General features: G+C 51.0%; 24 protein-coding genes, 1 tRNA gene and 1 pseudogene. 22 read left to right on the top strand and 4 right to left on the bottom strand.

All coding sequences use genetic code 11. From position 1 onward, the window contains the following. The 5 genes and pseudogenes from VE954_RS39575 to VE954_RS39555 all read left to right on the top strand — a co-directional run. Positions 1-591: pseudogene (locus VE954_RS39575) on the top strand (biotin synthase); the annotation flags it as partial. Further along, a complete protein-coding gene (locus VE954_RS39570) occupies positions 592-2,004 on the top strand; it encodes a UdgX family uracil-DNA binding protein (RefSeq protein ID WP_324963598.1) in 1,413 nt (470 codons plus the stop codon). 69 nt (positions 2,005-2,073) lie between these two features. Then, a complete protein-coding gene (locus VE954_RS39565) occupies positions 2,074-2,328 on the top strand; it encodes a hypothetical protein (protein WP_324963596.1) in 255 nt (84 codons plus the stop codon). 57 nt (positions 2,329-2,385) lie between these two features. Further along, on the top strand, positions 2,386-2,793 hold the full coding sequence (locus VE954_RS39560) for a hypothetical protein (RefSeq protein ID WP_324963593.1): 408 nt from the start codon (positions 2,386-2,388) through the stop codon (positions 2,791-2,793). A gap of 752 nt (positions 2,794-3,545) precedes the next feature. Further along, positions 3,546-4,784 (top strand): sensor histidine kinase, encoded by a 1,239-nt coding sequence (locus VE954_RS39555; protein WP_414699076.1) that lies wholly within the window; start codon positions 3,546-3,548, stop codon positions 4,782-4,784. 104 nt (positions 4,785-4,888) lie between these two features. Here the strand turns inward: VE954_RS39555 and VE954_RS39550 are convergent, their stop codons facing one another. From VE954_RS39550 to VE954_RS39535, 4 genes are all read right to left on the bottom strand, one after another. Continuing rightward, positions 4,889-5,650, bottom strand: a complete 762-nt coding sequence (locus VE954_RS39550; protein WP_324963589.1) for a hypothetical protein — start codon at positions 5,648-5,650, stop codon at positions 4,889-4,891. A gap of 687 nt (positions 5,651-6,337) precedes the next feature. Then, a tRNA-His gene (locus tag VE954_RS39545) sits at positions 6,338-6,413 on the bottom strand. A 70-nt stretch (positions 6,414-6,483) separates the two neighbouring features. After that, positions 6,484-9,162, bottom strand: coding sequence for a hypothetical protein (locus VE954_RS39540; protein ID WP_324963587.1), 2,679 nt, complete (start codon positions 9,160-9,162; stop codon positions 6,484-6,486). Next, entirely contained in the window at positions 9,159-10,148 is a 990-nt protein-coding gene (locus VE954_RS39535; protein WP_324963586.1) for a hypothetical protein, read from the bottom strand. Before VE954_RS39535 ends, VE954_RS39540 begins: the two co-directional genes overlap by 4 nt. A 270-nt stretch (positions 10,149-10,418) precedes the next feature. Here VE954_RS39535 and rpsJ point away from each other — a divergent pair, with 270 nt between their 5' ends. From rpsJ to rplR, 17 genes are all read left to right on the top strand, one after another. After that, complete coding sequence (rpsJ, locus tag VE954_RS39530) at positions 10,419-10,730, top strand: 30S ribosomal protein S10 (protein WP_141736473.1); 312 nt, start codon at positions 10,419-10,421, stop codon at positions 10,728-10,730. Positions 10,731-10,807: 77 nt separating this feature from the next. Continuing rightward, entirely contained in the window at positions 10,808-11,461 is a 654-nt protein-coding gene (gene rplC, locus VE954_RS39525; protein WP_324963583.1) for a 50S ribosomal protein L3, read from the top strand. A gap of 22 nt (positions 11,462-11,483) precedes the next feature. Beyond that, complete coding sequence (gene rplD / locus VE954_RS39520) at positions 11,484-12,113, top strand: 50S ribosomal protein L4 (RefSeq protein WP_324963581.1); 630 nt, start codon at positions 11,484-11,486, stop codon at positions 12,111-12,113. 1 nt (position 12,114) lies between these two features. Then, positions 12,115-12,402, top strand: a complete 288-nt coding sequence (gene rplW, locus VE954_RS39515) for a 50S ribosomal protein L23 (protein ID WP_324963580.1) — start codon at positions 12,115-12,117, stop codon at positions 12,400-12,402. Between the two features lie 20 nt (positions 12,403-12,422). After that, positions 12,423-13,250 (top strand): 50S ribosomal protein L2, encoded by an 828-nt coding sequence (gene rplB, locus VE954_RS39510; protein WP_324963578.1) that lies wholly within the window; start codon positions 12,423-12,425, stop codon positions 13,248-13,250. A 15-nt stretch (positions 13,251-13,265) separates the two neighbouring features. Continuing rightward, positions 13,266-13,535, top strand: coding sequence for a 30S ribosomal protein S19 (gene rpsS / locus VE954_RS39505; protein WP_141736468.1), 270 nt, complete (start codon positions 13,266-13,268; stop codon positions 13,533-13,535). A 16-nt stretch (positions 13,536-13,551) separates the two neighbouring features. Next, complete coding sequence (gene rplV, locus VE954_RS39500; protein ID WP_324963576.1) at positions 13,552-13,890, top strand: 50S ribosomal protein L22; 339 nt, start codon at positions 13,552-13,554, stop codon at positions 13,888-13,890. A gap of 16 nt (positions 13,891-13,906) precedes the next feature. Continuing rightward, positions 13,907-14,548, top strand: coding sequence for a 30S ribosomal protein S3 (rpsC, locus tag VE954_RS39495; protein ID WP_324963574.1), 642 nt, complete (start codon positions 13,907-13,909; stop codon positions 14,546-14,548). Between the two features lie 29 nt (positions 14,549-14,577). Beyond that, on the top strand, positions 14,578-15,000 hold the full coding sequence (gene rplP, locus VE954_RS39490; RefSeq protein WP_324963572.1) for a 50S ribosomal protein L16: 423 nt from the start codon (positions 14,578-14,580) through the stop codon (positions 14,998-15,000). Then, entirely contained in the window at positions 15,000-15,212 is a 213-nt protein-coding gene (gene rpmC, locus VE954_RS39485) for a 50S ribosomal protein L29 (protein ID WP_324963569.1), read from the top strand. The genes rplP and rpmC overlap by 1 nt, the downstream gene beginning before the upstream one ends. Before the next feature lie 13 nt (positions 15,213-15,225). Continuing rightward, positions 15,226-15,504 carry a 30S ribosomal protein S17 gene (rpsQ, locus tag VE954_RS39480; RefSeq protein WP_324963567.1) on the top strand — a complete coding sequence of 93 codons (279 nt, stop codon included), beginning with the start codon at positions 15,226-15,228 and terminating at the stop codon, positions 15,502-15,504. A gap of 33 nt (positions 15,505-15,537) precedes the next feature. After that, positions 15,538-15,909, top strand: coding sequence for a 50S ribosomal protein L14 (gene rplN, locus VE954_RS39475; protein ID WP_324963565.1), 372 nt, complete (start codon positions 15,538-15,540; stop codon positions 15,907-15,909). 31 nt (positions 15,910-15,940) lie between these two features. Then, positions 15,941-16,489, top strand: a complete 549-nt coding sequence (gene rplE, locus VE954_RS39470) for a 50S ribosomal protein L5 (protein ID WP_324963564.1) — start codon at positions 15,941-15,943, stop codon at positions 16,487-16,489. Between the two features lie 9 nt (positions 16,490-16,498). Continuing rightward, entirely contained in the window at positions 16,499-16,684 is a 186-nt protein-coding gene (locus VE954_RS39465; protein WP_324963562.1) for a type Z 30S ribosomal protein S14, read from the top strand. 24 nt (positions 16,685-16,708) lie between these two features. Next, a complete protein-coding gene (gene rpsH, locus VE954_RS39460) occupies positions 16,709-17,107 on the top strand; it encodes a 30S ribosomal protein S8 (RefSeq protein WP_324963560.1) in 399 nt (132 codons plus the stop codon). Positions 17,108-17,121: 14 nt separating this feature from the next. After that, the gene (gene rplF, locus VE954_RS39455) at positions 17,122-17,664 is read left to right on the top strand and encodes a 50S ribosomal protein L6 (RefSeq protein WP_324963558.1); all 543 of its coding nucleotides are present in this window, start codon (positions 17,122-17,124) and stop codon (positions 17,662-17,664) included. A gap of 17 nt (positions 17,665-17,681) precedes the next feature. Beyond that, a complete protein-coding gene (gene rplR, locus VE954_RS39450; protein ID WP_324963556.1) occupies positions 17,682-18,038 on the top strand; it encodes a 50S ribosomal protein L18 in 357 nt (118 codons plus the stop codon). Positions 18,039-18,114 lie beyond the last annotated feature (76 nt).

Genomic DNA, 18,114 nt, shown 5'->3' with positions numbered 1-18,114 from the left:
ATGATTGTGGGTGCCACGCCCAGCACCGATGCCGATATCCTGGCCACGGCCTCGCACCTTTATAAGGGTTTTTCCCTGAAGCGGGTTTACTATTCGGCCTTCAGTCCTATTCCAAGTGGTGATCCACGCCTGCCTTTGCAAAAGCCGCCTTTGGTGCGAGAGAATCGTTTGTATCAGGCCGACTGGCTGCTGCGTTTTTATGGTTTTAAGCATCATGAACTGACGACCCAGGACACGCCCAACCTGGATTTAAGCCTGGATCCTAAAACGTCCTGGGCTCTTCGCTCGCGCAATTTTTTTCCGGTCGACATCAATAAAGCCCCGCGCGAAGCGCTCCTGCGTGTTCCCGGTCTGGGTGTTCGCACGGTGGATCGAATTTTGAAAATGCGGCCGCACCGCTCGATTACCTTCGCGGATCTGGCCAAGCTTCGCGTGTCTCTGGATAAGGTCCGGCCCTTTATCCAGACAGCTGACAAAAATCCGTCCTTGATCCTGCTGGATGACCAGAATCTAGCGGCAAAAATCCTGCAGAAGAAACCCGCCCAGCCTACATTGTTTGAATTCATGGGTGAGTCAGCGGAGGGTTGGTAGGTGATTCGCAACGCAATTCCAGAAGATTTTGCCACATGGCGTCGTCAAAGTCGGCAGCTGGTTCAGGCTTCTGTGACGCCAGACGAAGTGATGTGGCGTGCGCTCGCGCAGAAGGGAGATGGTCGTCTCGCCTTGGACGAGGGCGGCTGTGAAGCCCTTGCGCCCCAGGCCCAGGCACGTCCGACATTTTCGGTGCCCAAGGAATTTCTGGAAAAGGCGGAGCGCGTTTTTTATCATCGCTCGGAGAAGAAATGGTCCCTTCTTTACCGCCTGCTGTGGCGCATCGTTCATGAAAATCAGGCTTTGCTGGCAGATAGCGTGGATGACGACGTCGCCGCCTTTATGGATATGGAGCACCACGTTCGGCGCGATGCCCATAAAATGAAGGCTTTTGTGCGTTTTCGCAAGGTTCAGCTCGATGATCAGAGTGAGCAGTATATTGCTTGGCATGATCCGGATCATCCTCTGCTGCCTTACGTCGTGCCTTTTTTCCAGGATCGCTTTACGTCTCTGAACTGGACCCTTCTGACTCCGGATGCATCAGCGCATTGGAATGGAACAGCTCTTTCATGGGGTCGTGGCTTTACGCAGAATGAGGCGCCCGCACCCGATAAGCTGGAGGATCTTTGGGCCTGTTACTATGCCTCGATTTTCAATCCAGCTCGGGTGAAATTAAAAGCCATGAAAGCGGAAATGCCTACGCGCTATTGGAAGTCTATGCCCGAAACACAGCAAATCGCCAAACTTCTGGCCGATAGCGATCGGCGTGTGACCGATATGATCGATCGCAGTCCTGCGGATGCGGCCGCATTTGTGCCCAAGACGTCTGACTATGCAACACTGCGGGACGCGGCGGCCCGCTGCACAGCCTGTTCGCTTTGCCAGGCAGCCACGCAAACTGTATTCGGGGAAGGACCGCGGCAGGCCAGGATCATGATCGTTGGCGAGCAGCCTGGTGATCAGGAGGACCAGCAGGGTCGTCCTTTCGTGGGCCCAGCCGGACAGCTTTTGGATGAAGCCCTGCGGCAGGCTGGAATCGATCGTCAAACGGTTTACCTGACCAATGCCGTCAAACATTTTAAATTCACCTGGCAAGGTGAAAGGCGACTCCATGAAAAGCCCTCGCCCCGTGATGTGGCCATCTGTAAACCCTGGCTGCTTGCTGAGCGTCAGCTGATGGAGCCTGATCTTGTGATCTGCCTCGGCTTGACGGCGGGCCTCAGTGTTCTGGGTCGTAGTTTTCGCCTGAAGGATGTTCGGGGCTTAATCCAGTCCTCCAGCTTCGCCCGACACGCAATGATCACCTATCATCCGGCGCATATCCTTCGCCTTCCCGACCCCTTGGAACGTGAGCGGGCCTTCCAGGAATTTGTGGCTGATTTAAGTCAAATCGCCGCGCCTAAAGCACTCTGACCTGGACCCCTTTTTGGGAAGGCGTTATAACAGGAGGCACCATTTTGTCTGGTTTTCAAGGGGACCCTAATGCTTCAGCAGGCCAGGAGATATATCCCGAAGCCTCTTTTAAATTCACTGCGCAAGCTCAAACTGCGCTATCTCAAATCCAAATCCGCTGAGGACGTTTTCACCGACATTTATCTCACCGGCAAATGGGGCAAGGGCGATACTCCCTTTTTCTCGGGTGAAGGGTCTGTGACCGGGTCCTACCAGGAATACGTGACGTTTATCCAGGACTTTATCCGCCGCTATGATATCAAGAGAGTGGTTGATCTAGGGTGAGGTGATTTCAGAGTCAGTCGACATCTCGCTCACAATTTGCATTATACGGGCTGCGATGTGGTTCAGCCTTTGATCGAATACAACCAAAAAAATTTCGGCAACGATCACATTCAGTTTTTGCAAAACAACATTATCACGGATGATCTTCCCGAGGGTGATCTCTGCCTCATTCGGCAGGTGTTTCAGCATCTTTCCAACGACAGTATTCTGAAGGTCTTGCCCAAGCTTGCTCGTTATAAGTATGTGATTATCTCGGATGCGCAGCCCCATGCCGACAAGGATCAAATCAATCATGATATTCCCAACTTTTCGGGGACTCGGGCCGTCGTTCATGGAACAGGGCTTTGGCTGGAAAAAAGTCCTTTCAACCTACCCGCCACGGTGCTGCACAGCTATCCTCTCAAGACGGAATACGACGAGCATCTGCGGCTTCTACTGTATCGTCCGGGGGCGGCCGCCCATTGATCGGCTTCCTCAAGCTGCTTTCCAGGAGTGACATGTCAATATGTCTTATGTGACGAAAGTTCCTTGGAAAGCCTGTTTCAGGCTTTGAAACGTCTCTTCCCCTTGCTATTAGCGGTGCATGATATTACCGTTTTACAGACTCGCCATGAATTGGAATGATGGGAAGGACCCCTGTTTTGCGTCGGTTGAGAAATCCTTATTCATTAAGCTGGCATCTTGTAGCCCTGGTCCTGGCTGCGATGATTCCATTTTTTATTTTTTCCGCCTATATGGTCGACCGACTCGTGATTCTGGAACGTCAGACCAGCGAACGGAACCTGCGTCGTGAGGCTCAAAAACTCAGGGTATCAGTCGACCAGGAATTCAAAACCAGCATTCGAACCCTGCAGGCTCTGGGCACTTCAGCAAGTCTCCAGCGTAATGATTTGAAATCATTCTACGAGGATATGCTTCGCGTGAAGGATTCCCAGCCCTCATGGGAAATCATTTCTGTGCATAATTCCGCAGGGCAACTCGTTATGGCCTCTTCACGTGAATATGGCGAAAAGCTGCCGTTTGCGCCCAAACGGAACAGTGTTTTAAGGGTAATCGCCACGGGTCAGCCCGTCGTCGGGACGATCGCCCCAGCCCCCGCCAACAGCAAATTTGCCAATAAATTTGCCTTCCCCGTTCGCATCCCTATTTTTGCTAAGAACAAGGTCATCTACGTACTTTCTGCGGTGGTTTCTGTCGAACTGCTGCAGACCCTGGTGATGGAGTCATCAGGTGAAGAAGAATGGGCTCGCACCATTGTCGATGGCGAAGGGAATGTGGCTGCACGGTCCCGCGATCCTGAAACTTTTATAGGTCGGCAGGGGACGGCTTCATTCGTCAAACGCATTCATGAGAGTTTCGAGGGTTTGGTTCGCGAAAAAACTTTGGAAGGCAAGGATGTTTATATGGCCTTTGACAGATCCCCGGCTTCCGGCTGGGCTGTCTCCATCCCTGTGCCTGTTGAAATCGTCGAGGCTCCAGCCCGGCGCTCCATGAGGATTGTGGTTGTAACAGGAATTCTGCTTCTGGTTTTTTTCGGCAGCCTGGCGTTGCTCTATTCACGTCGACTCGCTCATCGCATCAAGTCGGCCACCATCGGTGCCATGGCTTTAGCTGAGGGCAAGGTACCCCGCGTGGAGCGGTCGATGGTCAAGGAAGTGGAGCAGCTTCGTGATTCCTTGCTGACCGTTTCCAATCTTTTGCAACGGCGTGAACAAGAACGAACCGAACATCTCGAGCAAGCGAACGCGGCCAGGGCCGAAGCAGAGCAGGCGAACCGCGCGAAAAGCGAGTTTTTGGCCAACATGAGTCATGAGCTGCGGACGCCCTTGGGCGTAGTTTTGGGTTTTTCCGAGCTGATTGCTGACAGCGACACGACCCCCGAGGAAAAGGCTGAAAACCTTGAAATTATCAAGCGCAACGGTCGGCAACTTTTACGACTGATTGATGATATTTTGGATCTGTCCAAAGTCGAAGCGCGTCGCCTGACGATCGAAGCTCTGGACTTTTCGTTGCCTGAACTTATTTCGGGTGTGTTGGTGGATCTTAGGCCGCAGACGCAGGATAAGGGTTTAAATCTTACCATAATCAGTGGCGATGGGGTGCCCGAAACTGTCAGGACCGACCCCATCCGTTTGCGGCAAATCATCTATAATATCGTTGGCAATGCGATCAAGTTCACGGAACAAGGAGAGGTCGGGCTGCATCTCAAAGCAGATCATGAGCACTTGATCCTGATCGTTCGCGATACAGGCATTGGCTTGACCGACGAACAGCAACAATTTCTGTTTCGCCCCTTCACTCAGGCTGATGGAAGCCATACCCGCAAATACGGAGGCACGGGCCTTGGTCTGGCTCTCTGCAAGCGTCTCGCGGAACTCCTGGGCGGTGACATTCATCTCATCGACAGCAAACCGGGTCACGGTTCAACGTTTCAGATTCGTGTCAAAATTAAATGACTGACGCGTGACAGCTTGGATGATCTTCGCTTGATTCAGTAATCCCCATGATAGCTCAATAAAACTGAGTCTGATGCAAGGGGAAGGGAGACTAACCTGTGTTTCTAGTATTTTAAGCTCTTAAGGTCTGATTCATCAAATTTCCGCAAACCTCTGGCAATGACTAAACCATTGGCAGCATAATATGGATTTCCGAACATTTTTCTTAATGCGGTGGCTTTGTCGCAGACGACCCAATGATTGTCCGCATCTTTGCGCTCCATAAACTCGAACGTAATAAAAGGCAGGACATTATCGGCGAGCATTTTGTCAAGTGATGGGTTGTATCCTGTGGGGAAAGTGAAGAGAACGTTGCTCTTGTCAGAAACAAGTTCATAGAGGTGCATGAGACATTTGAGCGGTTTCAGTGGATCCTTGATCGCTTCGTCCCAACCGATATGCTCGAGAGTTGATATGGACACAATGCCCTCAATGTTGAAGGTATGTGGAATATCTAGTACATCCAGATTTTGTACGGTTTTGGAACGTTCGTACTTGTCCACGACTAGTGGCGGACGATTATTTTTAGAGTAGTACGCACTTACGTTGCCAAGTTCCAGAATCCTCCTCAATCTATTGATTTCAAGAAATTCATTGAGAAGAGGCACTTCAACAGCGCGTTCGTTACGCCAAGTAGCATTATAGTAATGAGTCGCGTAAAAATATTCTTTACCACTGGCGCGAAAGCGCTGCCTGCCGAGAGTAATTTTTTTGATAGGGGTCAAAACAGAAGTGTAAATCTTGTCCAGACTTCGTTCGACTATCTTTTCAGGATTATTTTGTGCGACTTCTTTTACTCGTTGTGCAAGCCGAATTATTTCCTGCATCGCATTCCCTTCTCAAAACCAGACATGCTTAATCCAGCTTCGCATTAACATTAAATACCTAAAACATCCATAAAGAAGAACTTGAGACAGTCAAGTGCTGAATGCCAGAGGATACGTTTTCAAAAAAACCAAATAATGTCAATAAGACTTAGTTAATCTGCTTTATCAATTTTAGGAGACGGCCGCAATATGGTTTCAAGTCTGCTGTCCAAGGGATGTAACTTTATTGTCTTCCAACCTTTTTGCGAGTAACTACTTTCTTAAATCAGGTACGGGTGAAACCTGTTCTTATGTCTGCAGTAAAAGTATGACAGGGCTGCCTCCCCTGAAAGCTGTGGAAGGTGGCACCTGGGGCGGAAGCGGCAACGCATTTTTCGTTTGTGCAGCTGGTGATAACCGTCCAGGGTATCAGTTGCCCGGTTTTACAAGCAATCTCTGCATTGTTGGGCAGGGTGGCAAAGAAGTTCCACTTGGAAACTATTTCTGTCTTTGTACCGACACAAATGGCGATACACCATTCCTTGACGGTCGTTAATCCGATCACAGCAAAGCGAGGGTCAAGTCCTCGCTTTGTTTTTTCAAAGGCTCTGAAATACTTCAGAGCCTCTGAACTTTTCAGAAATGAATTCTTAAGTTTTTTATGAATAAAAAACGAGCTACAGCCGAATGCTATGGATGAAGATCGAATGGGGTGGCTGATGGGGATTGAACCCACGTATGTCGGAATCACAATCCGATGCGTTAACCACTTCGCCACAGCCACCATACCAGGACGAGGAGATCGTGATATTACCCGGCCCATTGCTTTTGTCAACCCAATAGCCCGGGCCTTTTTAAAGATTTTCCAGGATCCCATTTTCGATGGCAAATGACATGGTTTGCTCGGGGCTCCAGCTTTCACCATCTTCACTCACGCTAATATGCATATCAAATGCATCGCCCTCGACGATGGCCTCCTTCAGAAATTTCGAATCTGGCAAACCGTCAGTGCCGTTCAGCCGGATTTCATAAACTTCGGTCCGATTGCGCCTTGGACCCAGGCCGGAGCTTGTAAATTCTGGCGCAAGGCGCACGATATTTTCTGACAGGACGAAACGACCGAGATTGATGGCGCCGTGCTGTTCAAACCGTATGTAGACCTGCAGATTTGCATGTGTGATGGACATATTCCGTATGGAAAGCTGGAGTCGCATCTCTCCCTCATCAGCACCTTGAGTCAGATGGGAGGACCGATCCAGAGTCACCTTGGCCTTCATAAGCTTGGGTGTCTGGCGCGGATCGCGATAACCGCCGGGAAGAAAGTTCGCCAGCTTTTCTTCCACACTTTGATCCCGCTTGAGGGGAGGAATCGGCCAGGGTGATTCAAAAACGCGTTCATTCAAGGTTTCAAACTGCTTTTTGGCGGTGCGAATATCGGGACTATCCCGGCCGCGCTCCTGACCTTGTGCCTGGAAGCCCACCACGATGGGAACCGGCAGACCTTTGGCCATTTCCCCCAAGGCCTGCATAAATTCGACCGGATGATTGGTGTCGAGAATTTGCTCGTAAGCGGCCTGAATTTCCAGCGGTTCCTTGGCCTTTAAAAGGGCGTTGAATCCACGCCGTATGCGACGGGCTTCCTTGGCGACTTCGGGATACCCGCTTTCTATATTGAGAAGCCGCAGGGGCATGACCATATAAGAACCGAGCAGATTCGCATAAAAAGTCATGCCTTCATTGGGTCCTTCGCGGGACCAGTATTTGGGATCGACGTCAAAGGCTTTGGCCAAAGCCGTCCATAGCACCCGCTCGTCCTTGCGAGCCAGGGCCATGATCAAATCATGCGCAAAATAAAGATGCGCGCTGGCACTGAGTTTCCCAAGGTGCGTGGCCGATACGGGCTGGATATAGATCTCATCCATGGGATTGACCATGGCCTGATCACGGAGCAGCGTTCTTTGAACATCCTGCGCAAAGAGTTCAATATCCGGGACATCATCCATGGCCAGTCCTGTATAGCGGCGCAAAAGAGCCAGAATTCGATTGTAATCCCGCACATCGACAAAGTTATCGATGATCCGTAGGGACGCCGTCATATAAAGGGGATTGGCCGGATCTGCAGCGAGCACAAAGCGAGTGGCTCGGCCCGGTCCCTGTTCCTTTTTAACAGGAATGGAGAGCTTATGACGAAATTCCATCGTGTCCGCACCGACGAGAATGTTCCAATTCCGGTCATGCAAAAAATGTTCTGCCTCAAGGTTTAAAAATTCACCCTGACGGTCCGTGGTTCGACTTTCCCCGACACCAAACGTGCTCTGCCGCTGACTTTGCGCGACATAAAAGCTGCGTTCCTGCTTGAGTCCCGTTTCGTTGCGGGTCGTCACACGATAAAATTGAAACTGCACGCCACTTGATTTATCCGCTGGTGTCGTCTGCCCTTGCAGCTGCCCGGTCAACTCCCGGGCCTTGCGAAAATCACCGTGCAGCGCTTCGGTAAAGGCCTGCTGGGCCCCTTCACGCAGCAGATCAAAATCGTAAAGCTCATCAATCTGGAAAATTTGAGCCCGCTGCAGATCAAAATCCACGGGAGTGATCGGCGCAGGGACCCCAGCCCACCACTTCACCATCTTCTGGAACACCATGTAATCCTTGCCCAACGTCGTCTGGAAGCTGGTCCCGATGCGTCGAACTTCGCTCAAAGCCAGCCACACATGGGACTGATTACGGCGTAACACACTGATTCTATGTTCCCCATCCCGGAAAACGGACAGGGGAATGGTCAAATCCAGGTCGCTCAGACCCAAGGATTTTTGCAGAGTTTTCGCCGAACGTCCGGCCGTATCCACGGCCAGGGATGCACCCCCACTGATACCGTAACTTCTGACATTGCCTATAGGAAGTTCCAGTGCGTGTTCAATCGTGGAGGGAAAAAGGAACGGGGTTCTAAGATAAGTGACCGGATCATAGAGCTCAAGCGGGTTGAAGGACGGGGGCAGGATATTAGTGAGCAAAGGCAACAGGCCGAACCAATTGGCAAAAAGCTCAGTCCAGAAGCCGGCCTTCTGTCCCTCGGACTTACGGGAAGCTTCACTGCGGTAGGTGGCGTTGGTCACAAAGAGCTGGCTGTGGCCATTGAACGTCAAAGGCAGCCCTCGAATCTTGCCAAGCTCCCGTAGAAAATCCGGACCCAGCTGGAACCGATCGACCACCACATACGTCCCGATATTGGTCGAATGAACATCCCGCCGATAGCTGCTTACTGCGGACATGCTGTCACTGGCCCGAAGGCGAATGTCTTCGTCCATTAAGCTATAAAATAAACTTTCAAGCAGCGAATCCACGGACCGGTTGATGCTGTCGGCGCTTGAGGCCAGACTCGACGCCAGCGTTGAATTTTGCACGACGCGACTGATGGATTCGTAGGCATCCACCTTGCTGTTTTCATTTTCCTGGCGAAAGTTTTTTTCAATTTGTGATGATTGTGCGAATGAAACCGTTGAAAAAACCAGAGTCAAAAGATACCAAAACCTCATGGCTCCTGTTCCTCCCAAGCCCATGCCTGACCAAAACCCATGCCGACCATGGCAACCCAATGATGCTTAGGCTCGGCCCGCTCCCTTTGATAATGCACACTCATCGTGCCAATCAGATTGTAAATCCAGGGCCGTTTCACTCCATAACTGAGCCGATAGGAATCCTTGCGGAGTTCCTCCATCGCGAGAACCCAGCTCCAGCGCTTAAGCTGCTGTTCATGAACAAGGCGGAAAACCTGATCGAAATAATCCGGGAGGGTGGCTTCGGTAACCCTTATCCATTCCAGACTCGTGCGGTTTTCATCGTGATGAACCAGTGTTGCCAGGCCCATTCGCCTTTGGGTGTAATCCGAGGATGAGGCATAGGAGGCCATGATCCGGGCCCCTTCCAGCAGATCTATGGTGCGGACGATTCGCCCGCTGAGAACGCTTCGCTCTTCGCCTGTCAGAGGATTGGGTTGCACGAGGTTGCTTGTTCCCACTTCCAGCCGGTAACCCTCACGGGAACCCACACCAATCCGTCCACCGTTGACGCTGGTCAGCCAGAGGCGACGAGCACGGCTGGGCAGACTCAAACGAAACACGTCGTGATTGAGTCCAAATGGCGCATCAAGACGCCCAACAGAAGCATAGAAGGGATCCACCACGGGATGTCCCATCTGCAAAAAGAGCTGCTCGGTGCGTTTGTAATCGCGCGACTCCACATATTCAGTCCCGGCTTGCCGTGTATAAGCTCCTCTTGCATGCAGCGAAACCCAATGACCCAGCCCGACCGAGCCGTACATCTGAGCCAATACTGCGGTATCCGCGCGCGTTTGATCATTATCACCCAGCGCGCGTTCTGATACTTCGACATGTCCCGAGACGCAAGCTGTGTAAGGGTTATAAATAAGCCTTTTGTCGGCTTTGAGCTGACACGGTAAAAGTCCTTCGGCATGAACGATCGATGACAGAGCGCCCAACATTATGACGGCTGTGTATTTCATTTAGACTCGTCTCTGAAAGCCTTGAAAACCAGGGTATGAAGCAATCTTCCCCATCATGCCCAAGTCGATACGACATTGAAAGTTGAATTCCAACATCTGCAAAAGCTTCCTACAAAAACCTTGACACCCAAAGGCCTCAGTAATATAACCCGGTCTCCACTATCGAGGTAAGCCTGCTACGAGCAAGCCAATGCCACATGCCGGTGATGCTCATCACTATCTTGCCTCGGTTTGTTCGCAACCTATCCAGACTGATTAGGTTTAAGAATTATGAGTAGTCAAAACATCAGAATTCGTCTCAAGGGGTACGACCACCGGTTGTTAGATCAATCCGCGGTCGAAATCGTAGAGCGTGCGAAACGGACGGGAGCGCGAGTCGCTGGTCCTATACCACTGCCCACCTCGATCAACCGTTTCACAGTCCTGCGGAGTCCGCACGTTGACAAAAAATCACGTGAACAGTTTGAGATTCGCACGCACAAGCGCGTTCTCGACATTATGGACGCTAAAGCGCAGACAATCGATGCTTTGATGAAGCTCGATTTGGCAGCTGGAGTCGACGTCGAGATCAAACTCTACTAAGCAGAGTGCGGTTGTTGTCGTTTTCTGAACGGTCGCTTTAGGAACCGAATAACTCAACAGCAGGTTGAATATAAGTCATGACAATTCACGGACTAATAGCAAAAAAAGTGGGAATGACTCGGGTCTTGGACGCTGAAGGTCAAATGATTCCCGTGACTCTTCTCAAAATCGAAGGTCAAAAAGTTACCAAGATCCTGACACCTGAGCGCGATGGCTATCATGGTATTCAGGTTGGTTACTACGAAAAACCAGAGCGTAAGCTGACCAAGCCCGATGTGGCTCGTCTGCGTAAAGTCTCGGTTACCGAAAGTTTCACCCGTTTCAAAGAATTCCGTACGGAAGGTACTTTGGAAGGCGCGAACATCGGGGCATCCTATAACGCCTCTCTGTTCTCGGACGTATCGTCTGTTGACGTTACCGGTGTGACCAAGGGTCATGGCTTCGAAGGTGCCATTACTCGTTGGGGTCACTCATCGGGTCGTCGTTCGCACGGTTCGAACTTCTATCGCTTGCCTGGTTCGCTGGGTATGAGAACGACCCCAGGTCGTGTTTTCAAGAACAAAGAAGTTCCGGGTCACATGGGTACTCTGCAGGTTACCGTTCAGAACCTGAAAGTCGTCGATGTCGATGTGGAAGCCAATGTTATTGCTCTCAAAGGCTCCGTTCCCGGGTTCCGCAATGGCTTTGTTATCATCAAACCTTCTGTGAAAGCCAAAGAACTCAAAAAATGAGTTCTAGGGGGAATGGATAATCATGCAAGTCCAAGTCAAAGACATCAAGGGTAACAACGTCAAGTCGATCGATCTTCCCGATGCGATCTACAACGTTGAACTGAACGATCACGTTCTCCACCATGTGGTAAAAGCTTACCTGGCCAACAAACGCCAAGGAACTCACGCCACCAAGACCCGCGCTTATGTGAGCGGCGGTGGAAAGAAGCCTTATAAACAAAAAGGCACTGGTGGTGCTCGCGCAGGTTCGACCCGCGCTCATAACCGTCCAGGTGGTGCTGTTGCTCACGGTCCACAGCCTCGTGACTACCGTCTGAAGCTCAACAAAAAAGTGAAGGCCTTGGCCATTCGCGTTGCGCTGTCTGACAAAGCTCGTCACGGCAAGCTGGTTGTTGTTAGCGACTTCGCTGGCGTCAACTCTTACTCGACCAAAGCTGTGTTGGGTGCACTGAAGGCCTTGAACGCGCCGAAAGCTCTGCTCTCCGACGTTCGCGAAGACGATTTCTTGTATCGTTCGGCGCGTAACATCCACGGTGCAGCTGCTCTGTCGCCCATGGATTTCAACGTTTTGGATCTGCTTCGCTACGAGACCTTGGTCATCAGCGAAAAAGCTCTCGAAGCTCTCAACGCTCGCGTTAGTGAGGAAGCATAACATGCATCCATTTCATGTGATCGTTCGCCCCGTTCTATCCGAAAAATCGAACGGCGTTCGTGAAGCCCAAGGCAAATATACTTTTATCGTGCAAAAAGATGCCACCAAAGAAGACGTCAAGAAAGCTGTTGCGGCTCTTTGGGATGTGAAGGTGCAATCGGTTCGCACTTTGATTCAACGCGGTAAGTTCAAGCGTCGCGGCGCTCGCTACTCCCAGACTTCGCTCGTGAAAAAAGCGATCGTGAAGCTGGCAGCAGGTTCGAAACTGCCGATCTTTGAAGACCAATAACAAAGGGACTGGTAAACGTTATGGCTATCAAGCAATACAAACCGACATCAGCATCTCAACGCGGCACCTCCGTCGTTGATTACAGTGTCCTTGATCGCGTGGAACCGTTCCGTCCTCTCGTCGAGTCTACAAAGAGAAGCGGCGGCCGGAACAACACAGGCCGGATTACGGTTCGTCATGTCGGCGGTGGCGCTCGTCGTCATTACCGTATCATCGACTTCAAACGTGACAAGCGCGACATTTCTGGTCGCGTTGAGTACATCGAATACGATCCTAACCGGACTGCATTCATCGCTCGTATCGTCTACAAAGACGGTGAGCGTCGGTATATTCTGGCTCCGGACGGCCTGAAAAAAGGCGATGAAGTTCTCGCTGCAGCGACTGTGGATGTGAAGCCCGGTAACAGCATGCCTCTGAAAAGCATCCCCTTCGGTACTCCGGTACACAATATCGAGATGAAGGTGGGTAAAGGCGGTCAGTTGGCTCGTAGTGCCGGTTGTTCTGCTCAGCTGGTCGGTCGTGTCGACGGTTACGCTCAGCTCCGCATGCCTTCCGGTGAAATGCGCCGCGTTCGTGAAGAATGCTATGCAACCATCGGAGTGGTTTCCAACTCAGACCATTTCAACGTGAAAATCGGTAAAGCCGGTCGTACTCGCTGGTTGGGTATTCGTCCTACCGTTCGCGGTGTGGCCATGAACCCGGTCGATCACCCTCACGGTGGTGGTGAAGGTCGTACATCCGGTGGTCGTCACCCTTGTACCCCTTGGGCTGTGCAGACGAAGGGTCACAAGACCCGTCATAATAAGCGCACGGACAAGGATATCATCCGCCGTCGTAACCGCAAGTAATGGGAGGTATGCTAAGTGGCTCGTTCAGTTAAAAAAGGCCCCTTCGTGGATGGCTATCTCTATAAGAAGGCCGAGCAGGCTCTTAAAGACAAGAAGCCGATTAAAACCTGGAGCCGTCGTTCGACGATCGTTCCTGACTTTGTCGGCCTGAATTTCCTCGTACACAACGGGAAGAAATTTGTTCCTGTATTTGTGTCTGAGAACATGGTCGGTCATAAGCTAGGTGAATTCGCTCCAACGCGCACCTACTTTGGCCACGGGTCCGACAAAAAAGGCAAAAAGTAGATAAAGGGAGCTAGCTTTGGAACGTCTCTATCAAGCAGTTCTTCGGAACACGCGAATCACCCCGCGCAAAGCGCGGCTGGTAGCTGATCTCGTAAGAGGGATGCCCGTTGCGGTCGCTCTGGATGCACTCCGGGCGACTAACAAAAAGGCGGCTCCTCTCATCTCGAAACTCATTCAGTCCGCTATGGCGAATGCAACTTCGACTACGACTGTCGACATCGACCGTCTGGTTGTGCAAGAAGCCTTTGTGAATGAAGGTGAGAAGCTCAAACGTTACCTGCCCCGTGCGCAAGGTCGCGCGACTCAGGTAAAAAAGCGTTCTTCGCACATCATCATCAAACTGGCTGAGATTTAAGGGAAGGGTAGGATCCGTGGGACAGAAAGTAAATCCAATTGGTTTTCGTACCGGTATCACACGCCCCTGGGCCTCGCGCTGGTATGCAAAAAATGATTACGCAAAATTCCTGCACGAAGACTTGCGCATTCGCGAATATATCATGAAGAAATTCGATAGCGCGGGTGTTTCAAAAGTTGAAATCGAACGTGCAGCCGCTAACATGCGCGTGAACATCTTTTCGAGCCGCCCTGGTATCATCATCGGCAAAAAAGGTGCAGGCGCAGAGAGTCTGAAAGACGAACTGGTTAAGATCTGCAAGCTTTCGTCGGGCGATCCAAATGTGAACGTCTTCGAAATCCAAAAGCCAGACGCCGATGCCAACCTTGCTGCTCAAAGCATTAAGCAGCAGCTGGTTCGCCGGGTATCCTTCCGCCGCGCTATGAAAAAAGTAATCGCTTCGGCGATTAAAGCCGGTGCCAAAGGTATCAAGGTGAGTTGCTCGGGTCGTCTCGGTGGTGCGGATATGTCCCGGATCGAGAAATATCGGGAAGGTCGCGTTCCCCTCCATACCCTGCGTGCGGACATCGACTACGGCACAGCCGAAGCTTTGACCACCTACGGTTTGATCGGGATTAAAGTCTGGATCTACAAGGGCGACATTCTGACCGACCAATAAGCGGTCCGTAGCAGTAAGAGGAAAGTGCGATGCTATCTCCAAAGAAAATGAAATTCAGAAAGCAGCATAAAGGTCGCATTAAAGGCGAGGCCGAGCGCGGCGCCAAGCTGTCTTTCGGTGACTATGGCCTTCAGGCCCTGGAAGCAGGCAAAATCACTGCTCGCCAGATCGAAGCTGCCCGTGTCGCTATGACCCGCCACATTAAGCGCGGTGGTCGTGTATGGATTAATATCTTCCCTGATCATCCTGTAACCAAGAAGCCTCTTGAAGTACGGATGGGTAAGGGTAAAGGTAACGTGGAATTCTACGTTGCTTACATTAAACCCGGTCGGGTCCTCTACGAGATGGACGGTGTTACACCTGAAGTCGCAGCGCAAGCTTTGGAACTCGCAGGGTCGAAACTGCCCATCAGAACCAAACTGCTGAAAAAATCGGAGGATCCCTGGTCATAATGGAATACTTTAAAGTTACAGCCGATGAGCTGCGGTCCAAAGACAAAGGTGAATTGCAGGTTGCTGCAAGTGAAGTAAGAAAAAAGCTTGCTGAAATTCGTATGGACATCTATACAGCGCCAGCAGTGAATGTGAGCAAAGTGAAGAAACTGCGCAAGACCCTTGCCCGTGTTCTCACCGTGCAAAACGAAAAAGCTCGTGCGAAAGCTTGAGAGGGATTGAGCAATGTCTGAACAAAATGAAAAGAAGTCGAAGCCCGTGTTCGGTGTTGTCACCTCTGACAAGATGCAAAAATCGCGCGTTGTCACTGTTGAGCACTTGGTAAAACATCCTCGTTATGGCAAGTACATGAAACGCCAGACGAAACTGATGTTCCACGACGAAAAGAATGAAAGCCGAATCGGTGATTCCGTTTTGATCATCCCTTCTCGGCCCCATAGCGCTCGCAAGCGCTTTGATCTCTTGAAAATCGTGCAAAAAGCGGGCGAGCTTGTCGCCGAGTAATGGCAGATAGATGCAAGACCAAAGGGCGTTAATATGATCCAGATGGAATCCGTACTACTCAGTGGTGACAACTCCGGGGCGAAAGTCCTGAAGTGTTTCAAAGTACTGGGCGGCAGTAAAAAGCGCTTCGCGACCGTTGGCGATACCATCGTCGTGTCCGTGAAGGAAGCTCTGCCCAATAGCAAAGTGAAAAAAGGTAGCGTTCACAAAGCTGTGATCGTGCGGACTGCAAAAGAAGTCCTGCGTAAAGACGGCAGCACGATCAAGTTTGATGAGAACGCAGCGGTGCTGATCAAGGGAAAAGACAACGAGCCCGTTGGGACTCGTATCTTTGGACCGGTAGCGCGGGAAGTGCGGCAGAAGGGTTTTGTCCGCATCGCGTCTCTGGCACCTGAAGTACTCTAATCATCGACAGAAGAATATAAAGGTGTCCGTGATGGCTAACGTCCCTAGACTTCAAGACCAATACCAAAAGATCCGCGAACAGCTGGGGAAAGAGCTGGGATTAACTAATCCTAACGAAATCCCTCACATCGAAAAAATCGTTGTGAATATCGGCCAAGGCGAAGCTGTTCAGAATCACAAGATTCTGGAAGGCGCTGTGGCTGACCTGGAAAAAATCACAGGTCAAAAAGCAGTTACGACCAAGTCCAAGAAAGCTATCGCAGGTTTCAAACTGCGTGCTGGCTTGCCCATCGGCTGTAGCGTGACCCTTCGTCGTCAGCGTATGTACGAGTTCCTTGACCGTCTTATCAACGTGTCGATCCCTCGTATCCGCGACTTCCGTGGATTCTCGCCGAAGGCCTTTGATGGTCGCGGCAACTATACTCTCGGCGTGAAAGAGCAGATCATTTTCCCAGAGATCGAATACGATAAAGTTGATCGTATCCGCGGTTTGGGTATCACGATCGTGATGAGCGCCAAGAATGATATTCAAGCCAAGGCGCTGTTGGAAAAGTTTAACTTCCCCTTCAGAAAAAGCTAAGGAGCGACCATGGCTAAGAAGTCTTTGATCGAAAAATGTAAGCGCACACCGAAGTTTTCGACCCGCGCTTATACTCGATGCAATAAATGCGGTCGACCGAAAGCGGTTTATCGTAAGTTCGGGGTCTGTCGTATCTGTTTCCGGCAAATGGCCTTGAATGGTCTGTTGGCCGGTGTGACAAAAGCATCCTGGTAACAGAGCAGTCGGAGAAGAGAGACGATGCAAGTAAATGATCCAATCGCAGACCTTTTAACACGAGTCCGGAACGCTCAAAAAGCGGGCCATGAAATCGTGAGCGTACCAGCCTCGAAGATGAAGATTGCTATCGCTCATATCCTGCGCGATGAAGGCTTCGTACGTAACTATAAATGTATTCGGGACGACAAGCAGGGCGTTCTGAAGATTGCCTTGGCTTATTCCGAAGACGGCAAGCCTGGTATTCGTACGATCGAACGTGAAAGCACTGCTTCCCGTCGACTTTACGTTACGCATGACAAGCTTCCATTCGTAAAGAGCGGTTACGGCGTCGGTATCTATTCGACGTCGCAAGGTATCATGACCGATCGTGAAGCTCGTAAGCTTAAAATCGGCGGCGAGTATATCTGCTCCGTCTTTTAATAGAGGTTGGTAATATGTCACGCATAGGTAAAAACCCGATCGCGGTCCCAGGTGGGGTCGAGGTTAAAATAGAGGGCAGCCTGATCAAGGTGAAGGGCCCCAAAGGCAAACTGGAGAGAACGCTCCACCGGTCGATTCAAGTCGTCCAGGATGGTTCGAACCTCAAGGTATCTCCAGTTGCTGATACCAAAGAAAACAAAAAATTCCATGGCCTGACGCGCACTCTGATCGCCAACATGATCGATGGTTGCCACAAGGGCTATGAAAGACGTCTGACTCTCGTCGGCGTAGGTTATCGCGGTGCCAAGCAAGGCAAAGGTTTGAACCTTTCTCTTGGTTTCAGTCATCCCGTTTATTTCGAAGCTGTTGAAGGCGTTGATCTGAACGTTGACAAGAACACCACCATTATCGTCACCGGCGCCTCGAAAGAGAACGTTGGCGAAACAGCCGCGAAAATCCGCTCGCTGCGTCCACCTGAGCCGTACCACGGTAAAGGCGTTCGCTACGAAGCCGAGAAGATCGTCACCAAAGTTGGTAAATCTGGCGGTAAGAAATAACGGGGTAGGATCGCGTCATGGCAAGCACAAATTCGAAATACGCGCAGCGTAATAAGCGCAAAACCAGGATCCGTAAAAAGATCTTTGGCACGACTGAACGTCCCCGTCTGAGCGTATTCCGCTCAGCCCGGCACGTTTACGCTCAGGTGATCGACGATACCAAAGGCGTGACACTGGCTCATGTCCACAGCTTTAAAAAAGGCAGCGAAGAGCGTGCTGGCAAAGCTGTTTGTTCTGATCTGGGTAAGAAGCTGGCGGAAGCCTGCAAAGCTCAGAACATTACAAAAGTTGTGTTTGATAAAAACGGTTATGCTTATCACGGCCGGATCATGGCTTTGGCCGAAGGTGCCCGTGAAGGTGGCCTGGATTTCTAAGAGTCATGCTGGAGGCGCAAGTCAGTGGCTAAAGAAAGTATAATTAAAGATAATTCGAATAAACGCGACGACAACA

Origin of the sequence: Oligoflexus sp. (assembly GCF_035638955.1) — a bacterium.
Classification (GTDB): domain Bacteria; phylum Bdellovibrionota_B; class Oligoflexia; order Oligoflexales; family Oligoflexaceae; genus Oligoflexus.
The sequence above is the reverse complement of the archived record's forward strand: the minus strand, read 5'-3'. Positions and strand labels throughout refer to the sequence as shown.

Excerpts from the sequence above, each read along its gene's own strand:
- VE954_RS39565 (WP_324963596.1), top strand. The coding sequence starts at position 2,074 with ATGCTTCAGCAGGCCAGGAGATATATCCCGAAGCCTCTTTTAAATTCA.
- rplR (WP_324963556.1), top strand. The coding sequence starts at position 17,682 with ATGGCAAGCACAAATTCGAAATACGCGCAGCGTAATAAGCGCAAAACC.
- VE954_RS39555 (WP_414699076.1), top strand. The coding sequence starts at position 3,546 with ATGGAGTCATCAGGTGAAGAAGAATGGGCTCGCACCATTGTCGATGGC.
- rplW (WP_324963580.1), top strand. The coding sequence starts at position 12,115 with ATGCATCCATTTCATGTGATCGTTCGCCCCGTTCTATCCGAAAAATCG.
- VE954_RS39465 (WP_324963562.1), top strand. The coding sequence starts at position 16,499 with ATGGCTAAGAAGTCTTTGATCGAAAAATGTAAGCGCACACCGAAGTTT.
- rplF (WP_324963558.1), top strand. The coding sequence starts at position 17,122 with ATGTCACGCATAGGTAAAAACCCGATCGCGGTCCCAGGTGGGGTCGAG.
- rplP (WP_324963572.1), top strand. The coding sequence starts at position 14,578 with ATGCTATCTCCAAAGAAAATGAAATTCAGAAAGCAGCATAAAGGTCGC.
- rplE (WP_324963564.1), top strand. The coding sequence starts at position 15,941 with ATGGCTAACGTCCCTAGACTTCAAGACCAATACCAAAAGATCCGCGAA.
- VE954_RS39535 (WP_324963586.1), bottom strand. The coding sequence starts at position 10,148 with ATGAAATACACAGCCGTCATAATGTTGGGCGCTCTGTCATCGATCGTT.
- VE954_RS39550 (WP_324963589.1), bottom strand. The coding sequence starts at position 5,650 with ATGCAGGAAATAATTCGGCTTGCACAACGAGTAAAAGAAGTCGCACAA.
- rplC (WP_324963583.1), top strand. The coding sequence starts at position 10,808 with ATGACAATTCACGGACTAATAGCAAAAAAAGTGGGAATGACTCGGGTC.
- rplB (WP_324963578.1), top strand. The coding sequence starts at position 12,423 with ATGGCTATCAAGCAATACAAACCGACATCAGCATCTCAACGCGGCACC.
- VE954_RS39540 (WP_324963587.1), bottom strand. The coding sequence starts at position 9,162 with ATGAGGTTTTGGTATCTTTTGACTCTGGTTTTTTCAACGGTTTCATTC.
- rplD (WP_324963581.1), top strand. The coding sequence starts at position 11,484 with ATGCAAGTCCAAGTCAAAGACATCAAGGGTAACAACGTCAAGTCGATC.
- rpsJ (WP_141736473.1), top strand. The coding sequence starts at position 10,419 with ATGAGTAGTCAAAACATCAGAATTCGTCTCAAGGGGTACGACCACCGG.
- rpsH (WP_324963560.1), top strand. The coding sequence starts at position 16,709 with ATGCAAGTAAATGATCCAATCGCAGACCTTTTAACACGAGTCCGGAAC.
- rplN (WP_324963565.1), top strand. The coding sequence starts at position 15,538 with ATGATCCAGATGGAATCCGTACTACTCAGTGGTGACAACTCCGGGGCG.
- rpmC (WP_324963569.1), top strand. The coding sequence starts at position 15,000 with ATGGAATACTTTAAAGTTACAGCCGATGAGCTGCGGTCCAAAGACAAA.
- rpsQ (WP_324963567.1), top strand. The coding sequence starts at position 15,226 with ATGTCTGAACAAAATGAAAAGAAGTCGAAGCCCGTGTTCGGTGTTGTC.